Annotated in this window: 15 protein-coding genes; 12 read left to right on the forward strand and 3 right to left on the reverse strand. The window is 64.6% G+C overall.

The window, feature by feature from the left end; translation table 11 throughout:
• Window positions 1-29: 29 nt before the first annotated feature.
• The 3 genes from ACN8M7_RS00640 to ACN8M7_RS00650 form a co-directional block, all read right to left on the reverse strand.
• Window positions 30-1361, reverse strand: coding sequence for a spinster family MFS transporter (locus ACN8M7_RS00640; RefSeq protein ID WP_061242057.1), 1332 nt, complete (start codon window positions 1359-1361; stop codon window positions 30-32).
• A 307-nt stretch (window positions 1362-1668) separates the two neighbouring features.
• Window positions 1669-2691 (reverse strand): ferrochelatase, encoded by a 1023-nt coding sequence (gene hemH / locus ACN8M7_RS00645; protein ID WP_490259437.1) that lies wholly within the window; start codon window positions 2689-2691, stop codon window positions 1669-1671.
• Between the two features lie 154 nt (window positions 2692-2845).
• Entirely contained in the window at window positions 2846-3748 is a 903-nt protein-coding gene (locus tag ACN8M7_RS00650) for a TIGR01777 family oxidoreductase (RefSeq protein WP_490259438.1), read from the reverse strand.
• Window positions 3749-4082: 334 nt separating this feature from the next.
• Here ACN8M7_RS00650 and ACN8M7_RS00655 point away from each other — a divergent pair, with 334 nt between their 5' ends.
• From ACN8M7_RS00655 to ACN8M7_RS00710, 12 genes are all read left to right on the forward strand, one after another.
• Window positions 4083-5069: an NAD(P)/FAD-dependent oxidoreductase gene (locus ACN8M7_RS00655; RefSeq protein WP_061242063.1), complete on the forward strand. Its 987-nt coding sequence runs from the start codon at window positions 4083-4085 to the stop codon at window positions 5067-5069.
• The gene (locus ACN8M7_RS00660) at window positions 5066-5296 is read left to right on the forward strand and encodes a TIGR02450 family Trp-rich protein (protein ID WP_061242065.1); all 231 of its coding nucleotides are present in this window, start codon (window positions 5066-5068) and stop codon (window positions 5294-5296) included. The genes ACN8M7_RS00655 and ACN8M7_RS00660 overlap by 4 nt, the downstream gene beginning before the upstream one ends.
• Window positions 5297-5459: 163 nt before the next feature.
• Complete coding sequence (locus tag ACN8M7_RS00665; RefSeq protein WP_061242067.1) at window positions 5460-6410, forward strand: YbgA family protein; 951 nt, start codon at window positions 5460-5462, stop codon at window positions 6408-6410.
• Between the two features lie 4 nt (window positions 6411-6414).
• Window positions 6415-7371, forward strand: coding sequence for a MerR family transcriptional regulator (locus ACN8M7_RS00670; protein WP_490259439.1), 957 nt, complete (start codon window positions 6415-6417; stop codon window positions 7369-7371).
• On the forward strand, window positions 7359-8795 hold the full coding sequence (gene phrB, locus ACN8M7_RS00675; RefSeq protein WP_490259440.1) for a deoxyribodipyrimidine photo-lyase: 1437 nt from the start codon (window positions 7359-7361) through the stop codon (window positions 8793-8795). Before ACN8M7_RS00670 ends, phrB begins: the two co-directional genes overlap by 13 nt.
• On the forward strand, window positions 8792-9214 hold the full coding sequence (locus tag ACN8M7_RS00680) for a nuclear transport factor 2 family protein (RefSeq protein ID WP_061242074.1): 423 nt from the start codon (window positions 8792-8794) through the stop codon (window positions 9212-9214). Before phrB ends, ACN8M7_RS00680 begins: the two co-directional genes overlap by 4 nt.
• Window positions 9211-9966: an SDR family NAD(P)-dependent oxidoreductase gene (locus ACN8M7_RS00685; RefSeq protein ID WP_490259441.1), complete on the forward strand. Its 756-nt coding sequence runs from the start codon at window positions 9211-9213 to the stop codon at window positions 9964-9966. The genes ACN8M7_RS00680 and ACN8M7_RS00685 overlap by 4 nt, the downstream gene beginning before the upstream one ends.
• Window positions 9963-11210 (forward strand): NAD(P)/FAD-dependent oxidoreductase, encoded by a 1248-nt coding sequence (locus tag ACN8M7_RS00690; protein WP_490259442.1) that lies wholly within the window; start codon window positions 9963-9965, stop codon window positions 11208-11210. The genes ACN8M7_RS00685 and ACN8M7_RS00690 overlap by 4 nt, the downstream gene beginning before the upstream one ends.
• Window positions 11210-12010, forward strand: a complete 801-nt coding sequence (locus tag ACN8M7_RS00695) for a DUF1365 domain-containing protein (protein WP_490259443.1) — start codon at window positions 11210-11212, stop codon at window positions 12008-12010. Before ACN8M7_RS00690 ends, ACN8M7_RS00695 begins: the two co-directional genes overlap by 1 nt.
• A complete protein-coding gene (locus ACN8M7_RS00700; RefSeq protein WP_490259444.1) occupies window positions 11997-13271 on the forward strand; it encodes a class I SAM-dependent methyltransferase in 1275 nt (424 codons plus the stop codon). The genes ACN8M7_RS00695 and ACN8M7_RS00700 overlap by 14 nt, the downstream gene beginning before the upstream one ends.
• Window positions 13264-13791, forward strand: coding sequence for a DUF2878 domain-containing protein (locus tag ACN8M7_RS00705; protein ID WP_490259445.1), 528 nt, complete (start codon window positions 13264-13266; stop codon window positions 13789-13791). Before ACN8M7_RS00700 ends, ACN8M7_RS00705 begins: the two co-directional genes overlap by 8 nt.
• A gap of 61 nt (window positions 13792-13852) precedes the next feature.
• Complete coding sequence (locus tag ACN8M7_RS00710) at window positions 13853-14164, forward strand: YkgJ family cysteine cluster protein (RefSeq protein ID WP_061242086.1); 312 nt, start codon at window positions 13853-13855, stop codon at window positions 14162-14164.
• The last annotated feature ends 50 nt before the right edge of the window (window positions 14165-14214 follow it).

The following is a 14214-nucleotide window of genomic DNA, read 5'->3' on the forward strand; positions in this document are numbered from 1 at the left end:
CGCTCGGCACGCGAGGAAAAAGCGTCTGTTCAGGCCGGATTGGCGGCCCATTGCTCCAGCCGCGTTACGCTTTCACGGTAGGGCTTCAAGCTCTTGCTCAGCAGGATGATCGACATCGACACCGCCAGGGTGGTGACGATCAGCAGCGAATAGCGCAGAGCACCGTCATCGGCAAAGACGAAATCAGTCACCAGCGCCACGGCAGTCGGCCCAACGCCCAGACCGATCAGGGTGATGACGAACAGATAGATGGCCGACGCCTGGCCGCGCATCGAGTTGGGCATGATTTCCTGGATCGCCGCCGGCGCCACACCGAACGGCATGCTCAGGCAGAACACCGTCGGCGCCATTAGCACACTGGCCCAGAACGCGCTGTCCATCAGCGGGAACAACACGACCAGCGGCAGCGCCCCCAGCGCGGCATAGAGGCCGACACGCATGTTGGCATCGCTGCGCCCGCGCTTGGCCATCCAGTCCGCCAGGCGTCCACCAAAGACGATCCCCAAGCAGCCAAACACCGCAACGATGCTGCCGTAGACGATGCCGACCTGGCCGGCATCCCAGCCGTAGGTGCGGATATAGAAGGTCGGCACCCAGGCTGCGCTGCCATAGCCAGCGAAGGCCAGCCCGGCGAAACCGAAGTTGTGCAGCAGCACGGTGCGGCGGTTGGCGCGAATGTAGCGTCCCACCTCGCTGAGCGGTACCGCGACACCCGCGCCGGCACCGCGCCGGCTCGGTTCCTTGACCGCCAGCATCAACAGGGTGAACAGCACCCCGGCAACCCCGAGGATCAGAAAGATCAATTGCCAGGGACGCACCTCCCCCAGCACCGGCAAGGTCACGTCACCCTGCGCGGAGGCGAACTGGATGACCAGACCTCCGACCAGAAAGGCCAAGCCCGAACCCAGGTAGACCCCCATCGAATAGACACTGATAGCCGTGGCACGGCGCTCGGCAGGAAAGCTGTCAGCGATCAGCGAGTAGGCCGCCGGCGACAGCGCCGCCTCGCCCACGCCCACGCCGATGCGACAGAGCAGGAACTGCCAGTACAGCTTGGCCATGCCACATGCTGCGGTGGCAGCACTCCAGAACAGAATGCCCACGGTGATCAAACCGCGGCGGCTGCGGGTATCGGCCACGCGCCCCAGCGGAATGCCGCAGATGGTGTAGAACAACGCGAACGACAGCCCCATCAGCAGACTCATCTGCGTATCGTTGATCGCCAGGTCACGGCGGATGGGCTCGACCAGCAGGTTGAGAATCTGCCGATCGACGAAGGACAGAACGTACGCCACCATCAGGATGGCAACAGTGGCCCAGGCGCGGACACTGGAGGGGTAGCCGTTATTGTTGTTATGCACGGACGCTCTCCTCGGCACCGCTTGGGGGTGCTTTTAAAAACGTAGGCGAGGCAGTCAGCGCAAGGCAAAAACCGGCGAAAAAGCGCAGTTTACGAGCTGTAAATGAGCATTTTGAGCCTGTTTTTAACGCAGCGATGACAACGCAGATAGTTTTTAGAAGCACCCTTGACGCGATGCGCGGTGGTTGAAAGAGCCGTCAGCTTAGGACGATATAAACAGCGGTGAGTATCGCTCGAAGGTGTTATCAGATCGGCGAATGCTTCATACCCGCCGAGGCGAATGCCTCGCCCCGACGTTCAACGGACATTCAGACCATCACTGGCGCGCGCTCGCACAGCACCTTCAGTGCCGCCGCCCAATCAGCATGATCGTTCAGGCAGGGCACCAGCTGCAGGCTTTCGCCACCGGCTTCGACGAACTGCTCGCGGCCACGGTCGCCGATCTCCTCCAGGGTCTCGATGCAATCGGCGACGAAGGCCGGGCACATCACCAGCAGCTTCTTCACGCCCTGCGCCGCCAGTTCGTCGAGACGCGTCTCGGTGTAGGGCTCGATCCACTTGGCGCGGCCCAGGCGCGACTGGAAGCTCACCGACCACTGCTCCGGGCGCAGGCCCATGCGCTGGGCGAACAGCTCGGCGCTGCGCAGGCATTGCGCGCGATAACAGGTGGCCAGCACTTCGGGCGCAGCGTTGCGACAGCAGTCGTCGCCTTTCAGGCAATGGCCGCTGGGGTCGAGCTTGTGCAGGTGGCGTTCCGGCAGGCCGTGGAAGCTCAACAGCAAATGGTCGAAATCCTGCTCCAGGTAAGGCTTGGCGCTGGCCACCAGGGCATCGAGGTACTCCGGCTGATCGTAGAACGGCGGTAGCGTGGACAGGCGCATGTCCAGCCCGCGCTCACGCACCACCCGCTTGACCTCCTCGATCACCGTGGTGGTGGTGCTGTCGGCAAACTGCGGATACAGCGGCGCCAGGGTCACTTCACGAATACCCTGCGCGGCCAGACGCTGCAGGGTCGACTCGATGGAGGGCTCGCCATAGCGCATGGCCAGCTCGACAGGGCCCTGGGTCCACTGCGCCTTCATCGCCTCCTGTAGACGGCGGCTGATCACCACCAGCGGCGAACCCTCCTGCCACCAGATCGAGGCGTAGGCATGTGCCGATGCCGCTGGACGCTTGATCAGAATCAGCGACACCAGCAAACGACGCAGCGGCCATGGCAGGTCGATGACATAGGGATCCATAAGGAACTGATTGAGGTAACGGCGAACATCGGCTACTTCGGTGGACGCGGGCGAACCCAGGTTAACCAGCAACAATGCGTGATCGGTCATGCGAAATCCCAGCAGGCTTTTGAAAAATGTTAGCGAGGCAGCCAGTGCAAGGCGAAACCGGCGAGGAAGCGCAGTTTACGTACTGTAAATGAGCATTCCGAGCCTGTTTTTAACGCCGCAATGGCAACGCAGGTAGTTTTGCAACAACCTGCGCTCATTGATGGCCCAGCAAATCCACCAGGGCCACATCCAGATGGGCGAAACGAAAACTGAAGCCCGCCTCCAGCAAACGCGCCGGCACCGCGCGCTGACCGCCCAGCAGCAGCTCGGACATCTCACCGAGTGCAGCGCGCAAGACGAAGGCCGGTGCCGGTAACAGGGTCGGTCGACTCAGCGCCTGTCCCAGCGCCTTGCTGAACTCGGCATTGCGCGCCGGCATGGGCGCGCAGGCATTATAAGGACCGCGGGCGTCGCCCTGCTGCAAGAGAAAATCCATCAGGCCGATTTGATCGGCGATATGAATCCACGGCATCCATTGTCGGCCGTCGCCGATGCGCCCGCCCAGCCCCAACCTGAACGGCAGCAACAGCCGCTTAAGCATGCCGCCATCAGGGCTCAGCACCAGGCCGGTGCGGATCAGCACCACGCGAATCCCCAGTTCCTCGGCGCGCAGCGCGGTTTCCTCCCAGGCGCCGCACAGTTGCGCGGCGAAATCGTCGGTTACCGCAAGCATGCTCTCGTTCAGCTCGCGCTCGCCGCCGTTGCCGTACCAGCCTACCGCCGAGCCCGACAGCAGCACCGCAGGACGCTGCGTACGCCCCTGCAGCCAGCTCAGCAACTGTTCGGTCAGGCCGATACGGCTGGACCACAACAGCGCCTTGCGCTTGCTACTCCAGGGCTTGTCGGCAATCGGCGCGCCGGCCAGGTTGATCACGGCGTCCAGGGGTTCTTCGCCCAGCTCCTCGAGCCGGGCGACCCCTCGAACGTCAGCACCGCAAAGGTGCGCGACCTTGCTCGGCTCGCGGCTCCAGACAGTCAGGCGGTGGCCCTGCTCGGTCCAGTGCGCGCAAAGCGCTCGACCGATCAGACCGGTACCGCCGGTCAGCAGGATATGCATGGCATCGTCCTCGCATGGCAATGGAAGAAACTTCACCTTTAGTCTGGTTCATGACGCGCACACCTGTCGCGTTTGTCCTAAACCTAAAGCAAGGGAGCGCCACTCAGAACCTGTTCAAAGGCTCGCGAGCTAGAGCTATGCAAGGCAAAAACAGACGAGGACGCGGAGTTTACGAGTTGTAAATGAGCAGTCCGAGCCTGTTTTTAACGCCGCAGAGCCGACGCGCAGCAGGATTTGAGCAGGTTCGAACGGCATCAGCTGTACATGAAAACACTCTTGTATAGCTTTTGTCCAAACCTTAGCCTGTATAGCATTCAGCGCTGACGAGGTAACCATGAACGCACCCATCGCCATCATTGGCACCGGCATCGCAGGACTCTCAGCCGCCCAGGCCCTGCACGCTGCCGGCCAGGACATCGAATTGTTCGACAAGAGCCGAGGCAGCGGCGGGCGCATGGCGAGCAAGCGCAGCGACGCCGGCAGCCTGGATCTCGGCGCTCAGTACTTCACCGCACGCGACCGCCGCTTCATCGAGGTCGTGCAGCAATGGCAAGCCCGTGGCTGGGTCGCCGAGTGGCAACCGAGCCTGTACAACGCTCAGGACGGCCAGCTCAGCGCCTCTCCCGATGAGCAACTGCGCTGGGTCGGCAGCCCACGCATGAGCGCCATCACCCGCGCCATGCTCGGCGCCCTACCGGTCAAGTTCAGCTGCCGTATCACCGAAGTGTTCCGCGGCGACCGCTACTGGAGTCTGCAGGATGCCGAAGGCAACAGCCACGGCCCTTACAGCCACGTGATCGTCGCTACACCGGCCCCACAAGCGAGCGCCTTGCTAGCTGCTGCGCCCAAACTGGCCGGTACGGCGGCGAGCGTGATCATGGATCCGACCTGGGCAGTGGCGCTGGGCTTCGAGCGCCCGCTGGACACCCGCGTCGAAGGCTGCTTCGTACAGGACAGCCCGCTCGACTGGATGGCCCGCAACCGCAGCAAGCCCGGCCGCGACAACCACTTCGACACCTGGGTGCTGCACGCCAGCAGCGCCTGGAGCCGGCAGCATCTGGATCTGCCCAAGGAGGCCGTGATCGAGCAACTGCACGGCGCTTTCGCCGAGCTGATCGGCTGCGCCGTGCCGGCCCCCAGTCTCACGCTTGCCCATCGCTGGCTCTATGCCCGCCCGGCCCAGGCGCACCAATGGGGCGCGTTGGCCGACGCCGACCTGGGCCTGTATGCCTGCGGCGACTGGTGCCTGTCGGGCCGCGTCGAAGGGGCCTGGCTCAGTGGCCAGGATGCTGCGCGCCGCCTACTCGAGCACTTGCAATGAGCACGCCCGGCAAGCGCCGCCTCAACCCGCGCAAACTGCTGCTGTCGAAATGGACGGCGGCGCGGCCGCAGAACCGCGAGCGCCACTTTCTGGTCACCGAACTGATCCGCGACGAGGCAGACAACGTCATCGGTGTCGAGCTTCAGGCCGTACTGACACACCGCAGCCAGCCACTCGACTGGCGCCAACTGCAAGACAGCGAACACTGGCTGCAAGGCTGGCGCTGACCCTCCCGCGATACCTGGCGGCCCCTCGGCCGACGCCGCCTGCCTGCACAGAAAAACCAATACCAAACCTATACAAAGCATTTGACTTGTATAACTGCGCATCTATAGTGGACACAAGTTGTACATGAATCACTTCATGTACAAGGTCTCATGAGGTCAGGTTATGCAAGCGAGCAAAGCCAAACTGGGTATCAGCGCCTGCCTGCTGGGTGCCGAAGTCCGCTACAACGGCGGCCACAAGCTGTCGCGCCTGTGCAGTCGCAGCCTGACCGAACACTTCGACTTCATCCCGGTCTGTCCCGAGGTGGCTATTGGTATGCCGATACCACGGGAACCGATTCGCCTGGTCGGTGATCCGCAGGCGCCGCGCGCCGTGGGCACCGTCGAGCGTTCACGTGACGTTACCGATGCACTGGCCGCCTACGGCGAACGCATGGCCAATGAACTGCAAGGCATCAGCGGCTACATCTTCATGCAGCAGTCACCCTCCTGCGGCCTGGAGCGGGTCAAGGTCTACCAGGAAGGTGGGCGCCCGAGCGAGCCGGGCCGCGGCATCTTCGCCGCTGCCTTCTGCGCCCGCCATCCGGACCTGCCGGTGGAAGAAGACGGCCGTCTCAACGACCCGGTGCTGCGCGAGAACTTCATCACCCGCGTGTACGCCCACGCCGCATGGCAACGCCTGCTGCAGCAGGGCCTGACGCGCCGCGCGCTGATCGCCTTTCACTCACGCTACAAGTACCTGCTGATGGCCACCGACCCGGTGCGCTACAAGTCACTCGGCCGCCTGCTCGGCGAACTCGCGCAGCACGATCTTGGTGAGCTGGCGCCGCAGTATTTCAGCGAGCTGATGAGCGCACTGAAGAAATGTGCGACGCGCGGCACCCACAGCAACGTGCTGCAGCACCTGAGCGGCTACCTAAAGCGCGCGCTGAGCGCCGACGAGAGACAGGAAATGCAGCAACTGATCGGCCAGTACCGCGACGGCATCGTGCCGCTGGTGGTGCCGCTGACGCTGCTCAAGCACCACTTCCGCCGTCACCCGGATCGCTACATCGCCGAGCAGGCTTACCTGCAGCCGCACCCCGAGCCCCTCAGCCTGCGCAATGCGCTGTGATGCCATGAGCCGCGAAACCATCGCCGACGAAGAAGTCGGCCACGACTACCGCCAGGCACTCGAAGAAGGCTACCTGCCGATTCGCGAGGTGGCGCGCAGCACCGGCATCAACGCCGTGACCCTGCGCGCCTGGGAGCGCCGCTATGGGCTGATCGTGCCGTACCGCACGCCCAAGGGGCACCGCCTCTATTCGCCGGCCAACCTCGAACGCATCAACGCCATCCTCGCCTGGCTGGCGCGCGGCGTCGCCGTCGGCCAGGTCAAGGCGCTGCTCGACCACGGTCAGGTGCCCCAGACCACCAGCACCGACAACTGGTCGCGCCAGCGCAACGAACTGCTCGCCTGCATCATCCAGCTCAACGAACGACGCCTCGACGACCGCTTCAACTCGGCCCTGGCGCTCTACCCCGCCAGCACCCTGGCCGAGCAACTGTTCTGGCCGCTCCTGGGCGACCTGCGGCAACGCTGGCAAGGCCAGTTCGGCGCACGCGCCGAGCAGGTGTTCTTCCTGTCCTGGCTGCGCAGCAAGCTGGCCACCCGTCTCTACCACTGCAATCGCCAGGTCGGTGGCGCGCCGCTGCTGCTGATGAACCTCGGCGAGGCGCCGATGGAGCCGGGCCTGTGGCTGTGCGCCTGGCTGGCCAGCGCCAGCGACTGCCCGGTGGAAGTCTTCGACTGGCCGCTGCCACCCAACGAACTGCTGACGGCGCTGGAATTCATCGCCCCGCGCGCAGTGCTGCTGTACGCCGAAGAAGCACTGGACGGCACCCTGCTGCGCCGCCACCTGCCGCGCCTGGCCGAACTGTGCCCAGTGCCCCTGCTGATCGCTGGCCCTGCCGCCCACATTCACCGCGATGCGCTGACCGGCCTGGAGTCGGCCTGCGACCCGCTCGCCGCCCATGCCTGGCTGCTCCGCCACGGCCTGATTGGCGCCAAAGAGGTAACCCCATGCAGCAACTGATGTGGTTCCGCAGCGATCTGCGTACCCAGGACAACAGCGCCCTGAGCCGGGCCATGAGCAGTGGTGCGACCGTCGCCCTGTATCTCGTCACACCAGGCCAGTGGCAGCGTCACGACGACGCCCCGAGCAAGGTGGACTTCTGGCTGCGCAACCTGGTCGAACTGAGCAAGGCCCTGGCCGCGCTCAACGTACCGCTGCTGGTGCGCCACTGTGACGACTGGAGCGAGGTGCCGGCGCAGATCGCCGAGGTCTGCCATGCACACGACATCTGCGCCGTGCACGTCAACGAGGAATACGGCAGCAACGAGAGCCTGCGCGATCAGCAGGTCGCCGCGTACCTCGGCCAGCAGGATATTGCCTGGCACAGCCACCTCGATCAGTTGTTGTTCAAGCCGGGCAGCGTGCTGACCCGCTCCGGCGGCTACTTCCAGGTCTACAGCCAGTTCCGCAAGGTGTGCTACGAGCGCCTGCACACCGCCCTGCCGGCGCTGATACCAGCACCCAAGGCGCAGGCGCCCCTGGCCATCGACAGCGACGCCATCCCGGGTAGCGTCGAAGGTTTCGCCCCCCCCAGCGCCAGCCTGCGCCTGCTCTGGCCAGCCGGAGAACGCGTGGCCCAGCAGCGCCTGGAGTGCTTCGCCGACGAACAGGTGGCCTTCTACAAGGACGAACGCGACTATCCGGCCAAGCCCGGCACCAGCCAGCTGTCGGCTTACCTGGCCGCTGGCGCGGTCTCTCCACGCCAGTGCCTGCACGCAGCCCTGGCGGCCAATCAGGGCGAGTTCGACAGCGGCAACCCAGGCGCCGTCACCTGGATCAACGAGCTGCTCTGGCGCGAGTTCTACAAGCACATTCTGGTTGGCTACCCGCGTGTCTCGCGGCACCGCGCCTTCCGCTTGGAGACCGAGGCGCTGCCGTGGCGCCACGCACCGGAGGAGCTGGCCGCCTGGCAGGAAGGCCGCACCGGCCTGCCGATCATCGATGCGGCGATGCGCCAGCTGCTGGAAACCGGCTGGATGCACAACCGCCTGCGCATGGTCGTGGCCATGTTCCTAACCAAGAACCTGCTGATCGACTGGCGTGAGGGTGAGCGTTTCTTCATGCGCCATCTGATCGACGGCGACCTCGCAGCGAACAACGGCGGCTGGCAGTGGAGCGCCTCCACCGGCACCGATGCCGCACCCTACTTCCGCATCTTCAACCCGATCAGCCAGTCGCAGAAGTTCGACCCCGATGGCCAGTTCATTCGCCAGTGGTTGCCGGAACTGGCCGGACTGAACAAGCGCGACATCCATGATCCGTCGGCGCTCGGCGGACTATTCGCGCCCACCGCCTATCCGCGCCCGATCGTCGACCTGTCACGCTCGCGCCAGCGCGCCTTGGACGCGTTCAAGAACCTGTCTGCGCGGGAGGTTCCGGCATGAGCAGCTTCCTGGAAACCTTCGCCGAGCGTTTCACCGCACTGAACAAGGACAACCTCGACCTGCTGGGTGAGCTGTACAGCGACGACGTGCTGTTTCGCGATCCGCTGCATGAGGTGCACGGGCTGAGCGCAGTGCGGCGCTATTTCGCCGAGCTGTACGCCAATGTCGAGACGCTGCACTTCGAGTTCCACGGTTTCGATGAGGTCGCGGAAGGCGAGGGCTATCTGCGCTGGACCATGCGCTATCGCCACCCGCGCCTGCGTGGCGGCGAGGAAATCGCCGTCGAGGGCTGCTCGCACCTGCGCTGGCGTGACCGCGTCTATCAGCACCGCGACTACTTCGACGCCGGCGCATTGCTCTATGAACACTTGCCGGTACTGGGCGGCGTAATCGCCTGGCTGAAACGGAGGCTGGCATGAAACGTATCTGGCTTACCGGCGCCAGCAGCGGCATCGGTGCCGCACTGGCCGAACAATTGCTGCAAGCCGGCCACCAAGTGGCCGTCAGTGCCCGCAGCAGTGGCCCGCTTGAGGACCTCGCCACACGCTACGGCGAGCAGGTACTGGTGGTGCCGGGCGACCTGACCGACGCCGAGCAGGTACGCGCCATCGGCGAACGCATCGCTCGCCAGTGGGGCGCGCTCGATTGCGTGATCCTCAACGCCGGCACCTGCGAATACATCGAAGTGCGCCAGTTCGAGGCGGCGATGATCGAACGCGTGGTCAGCACCAACCTGTTCGCCGCCAGCTACTGCATCGAGGTCGCCCTGCCCCTGCTGCGCCAGGGCAATCGCCCGCACCTGGTCGGCGTCGGCAGTTCGGTCACCTTCCTGCCATTGCCGCGCTCCGAAGCCTACGGCGCCTCCAAGGCGGCCATGCGCTATCTGCTGCAAAGCCTGCGCATCGACCTGGCCGCCGAAGGGATCGACGTCACCCTGATCAGCCCGGGTTTCGTCGACACCCCACTGACGCAGAAGAACGACTTTCCCATGCCCATGCGCTGGCCCGTGGAACGCGCCGCGCGGCATATCGCCGAACGCCTGGACAAGCGCCCGCACGAGATCGCCTTCCCCACTCCCTTCATCGCCATTCTGAAACTGCTCGGCAGCCTGCCGAGCAGCCTGCAACTGGCCATAGGTCGCCGTCTGGCGCGTAACGAGGACAACACATGAAAATCGCCATCGTCGGCAGCGGCATCGCCGGCCTGACCTGTGCCTACCTGCTCAACCGTCAGCACGACATCCAGGTGTTCGAGGCCAGCGACTGGATCGGCGGCCACACCCACACCGTCGACGTTGAAGTCGAGGGCCGCAGCTATGCTGTCGACACCGGTTTCATCGTCTTCAACGACTGGACCTACCCCAACTTCATCCGTCTGCTGGAGCAGGTCGGCGTCGCCTTCAAGCCCACCGAGATGAGCTTCTCGGTCAGCGACCCGGCCACCGGCGTGGAATACAACGGCCACGACCTCAACACCCTGTTCGCCCAGCGCAGCAACCTGCTGTCGCCAGCGTTCTGGGGTATGCTGCGCGATATCCTGCGCTTCAACCGCCAGTCGCAGGACGACCTGGCCAACCACCGCATCGGCGCCGACACCACGCTCGGCCAGTACCTCGACAGCAACGGTTATGGCCGCCGCTTCATCGAGCACTACATCGTGCCGATGGGCTCGGCCATCTGGTCGATGTCGCTGGCCGACATGCTCGGCTTCCCGCTGCAATTCTTCGTGCGCTTCTGCAAGAACCACGGCCTGCTCTCGGTCAGCGACCGCCCGACCTGGCAGGTGATCGAAGGCGGCTCACGCAGCTACGTGGCGCCGCTGACCGCCAGTTTCGCCGAGCGCATCCGCCTCAACTGCCCGGTCAGCCGCGTGGTGCGCGATCAGGACGGCGTCACCCTGTACAGCGCTGCCGGCAGCGAGCGCTTCGACAAGGTGATCTTCGCCTGCCACAGCGACCAGGCCCTGGCCCTGCTTGAGCAAGCCAGCGCAGCGGAACAGGACATCCTTGGCGCCCTGCCCTACGCCAACAACGACGTGGTGCTGCATACCGATACGCGCCTGCTGCCCAAGCGCAAGCTGGCCTGGGCCAGCTGGAACTATCGCCTGGGTGGGCCGCGTGAACAGATGGCTGCCGTGACCTATGACATGAACATCCTGCAGGGCATCGACAGCGATACCACCTTCTGCGTCAGCCTCAACCAGACCGCCGCCATCGAGCCGAGCAAGATCCTCGCGCGCTTCCAGTACGCTCACCCGCAGTACAGCCTGGCCGGCACGGCGGCGCAGGCGCGCTGGGAAGAACTGCTCGGCGCCCAGCACACCTATTACTGTGGCGCCTACTGGGCCAATGGCTTTCATGAAGATGGCGTGGTCAGCGCGCTGCGCGTGGCACGCGCCTTCGGTGAGACACTCTGATGCACAGCGCCCTGTACAGCGGCTGGGTGCAGCATCGCCGCTTCGCCCCGCGCGCCCATGCCTTTCGCTATCGCATGGGCCTGCTGTATCTCGACCTGAGCGAACAGGCCCAGCTGTTCGCCTTGTCCAAGCTGGCCGGCTCCGGCCGCTTCGCGCCGTTCGCCTTTCGCGAGACCGATTACCTGCCCGAAGCCACCCGCCAGGGCGTGGCGCTGCATGAGGCCGTGCGCAATCGCGTGGAGGAAGCACTGGGCACACGTCCGCAAGGTCGCATCTGCGTGCTGACCCAGCCGCGCAGTTGGGGGCTGGCGTTCAATCCGGTGAGCATCTTCTACTGCCATGACGCCGACCAGCGGCTGGTGGCGATCCTCTGTGAAGTCAGCAATACGCCATGGCGCGAACGCTATCACTATGTGCTGCCGGCCGATGGCGAAGGCCGCCAGCAGGCCAGCGTGAACAAGGCCTTCCATGTCTCGCCCTTTCTGCCGCGCGAGCTGCAATACCGCATGAGTTTCAGCGCCGTCGGCGAGCGTCTTGGTCTGCACATGGCCGACTGGCAAGGCGACACCAAGGTCTTCGACGCCAGCCTCAGTCTGCGCCGTGAAGCGCTCGACCGCAGCAGCCTGCACCGCTATCTGCTGAGTTTCCCCTGGATGACCGGCAAGACCCTTGCCGCCATCTACTGGCAGGCCATGCGCCTGCTGTTCAAACGCATCCCGATTTTCGACCACAAGCCAGCGGAAGGCAGCTTCCGTGTCGCCCGCACGCAAGTGAAGGACATGCCCCATGAAAAGCTCTAGCCTGACCTCCACCAGAAACCTGGTACGCAGTGGCAATGGCATTGGCGCCGGCCTGTTGCGCCGCGCCGTACTGCGTCAGCTGCAGAACCTGCGCCATGGCCTGCTGGTTGTCCATGAAGCCGGCGAAAGCCTGCACTTTGGCCAGCCGCAGGCCCGCCTGCGCGCCGAGATCACGGTGCACGACCCGGCCGTGTGGGGCCTGGTCGCCGGCAACGGTTCGATCGGCTCCGGCGAGGCTTATATCCATGGTTACTGGAGCACGCCGGATCTGACTGCGGTGATTCGCATCTTCGTCGCCAACCTCGATGTGCTCGATGCCATGGAGGGCGGCCTGGCGCGTGTGGGCCGCCCACTGATCCAGGGCCTGCACTGGCTCAACCGCAACACCCGGCAAGGCTCGCGACGCAACATCGCCGCGCACTACGACCTGGGCAACGACCTGTTCGAACAGTTCCTCGACCCGACCATGATGTATTCGGCGGCCATGTTCGTGGGCGAGGACGACAGCCTGGAACAGGCGCAACTGAACAAGCTCGAACGCATCTGCCAGAAGCTCGCGCTGCAGCCAACCGATCATTTGCTGGAAATCGGCACCGGCTGGGGCAGCATGGCCATCTATGCCGCGACTCACTACGGCTGCCGGGTGACCACCACCACCCTGTCACGCGAGCAATATGACCACACCCAGCGGCGCATTCGCGAACTGGGCCTGGAGAGTCGCGTCACCCTGCTGCTGGAGGACTACCGCGATCTCGAAGGCCAGTACGACAAGCTGGTGTCCATCGAGATGATCGAGGCGGTCGGCCACCGCTTCCTGCCCACCTACTTCGAGCAGTGCGCACGGCTGCTCAAGCCTGACGGCCTGATGCTGCTGCAAGCCATCACCATTCGTGACCAGCGCTACGAGCAGGCCTGCCAGTCGGTGGACTTCATCCAGCGCTACATCTTCCCCGGTGGCGCCCTGCCGTCGGTGCACAAGATGCTCGAGGTCGTGACCCGGCATACCGACCTCAACCTGCATCACATGGAGGATTTCGGCCTGCACTACGCGCGCACCCTGCGCCTGTGGCACGACAACCTGCGCCAGGCTAGGCAGCGCCTCGAACAGCTGGGGTACGACGATTACTTCTATCGCCTGTGGGAGTTCTACCTCTGCTATTGCGAAGGCGGCTTCCTCGAACGCACCATTGGCACCGCACAACTGCTGCTGGCCAAGCCAGGCGCTCGTCCTGCCCCACTATTAGGAAACCTCAATGCCTAAGCTGATCGCCAATGCCATCCTGTTCCAGCTCGGCTGGCTGGTCTGCGTCTTCGCAGGCGACAGCCCCTGGCTGCTGCTGGTGGCGGCGATCATCGCTGTGCATCTGCTCTGGGTTAGCAGTTGGGCTGCCGAAGGCAAGCTGCTGCTCAGCGTGTTTCTCGCCGGTAGCGCGCTGGACAGCTTTCTGCTCAACCTCGGAGTGTTCGATTTCGGCGAGGAGCGCCAGCTGATCCCGCTGTGGCTGGCCTTGCTCTGGCTGCTGCTGGCCAGCACCCTCAATCATTGCCTGGCCTGGACCGCACGCCCCTGGTGGCGCGCCAGCCTGCTGGGGGCGCTGAGCGCACCGCTGTCGTACTACGCTGGCGCCAAGATCGCCGGCGTCAGCCTGCCGCTCGGCACCTGGCAGACCCTGGCGCTTCTGGCGCTGGTCTGGGCCGTGGTCATGCCGGTCTTGCACGGGTTCGCCAAGCTGTACCGCGCGCAGTACGAACAACGCCTGCGTAGCCGCCAAGCGGCTTAGTGCGCGCACGCCTGTCAGCGCAAACCCCGCGCCGGTCCTGCATGGCGTACACTGCCGCACCATGAGCCAGACCATCCCCCATACTCAACTGCCAACCGAACCCGAGGTCAGTTGCAGCACTTGCGCGGCCTGCTGCTGCCAGCTGGAAGTGATGCTGTTCGGCGATGAAGGCGTGCCGCAACGCTTCATCGATACCGACCAGTGGGGCAGTGAAGTGATGCGTCGCCTGGACGACAACTGGTGCGCTGCACTGGACCGCGACAGCATGCGCTGCACCATCTACGAGGTGCGCCCGATGATCTGCCGGGAATTCGAGCTGGGCGCCAGCGAGTGCCTGGAAGAGCGTCGCGGCATCGCCCAGGCCTATCGCTAGCCAAGCGCAGGCCCGAGGCACAATGAAAAAGACCGGGGCTGGCCCGGTCT

This window comes from Pseudomonas spartinae (genome assembly GCF_965197125.1).
Lineage (GTDB): Bacteria > Pseudomonadota > Gammaproteobacteria > Pseudomonadales > Pseudomonadaceae > Aquipseudomonas > Aquipseudomonas composti_A.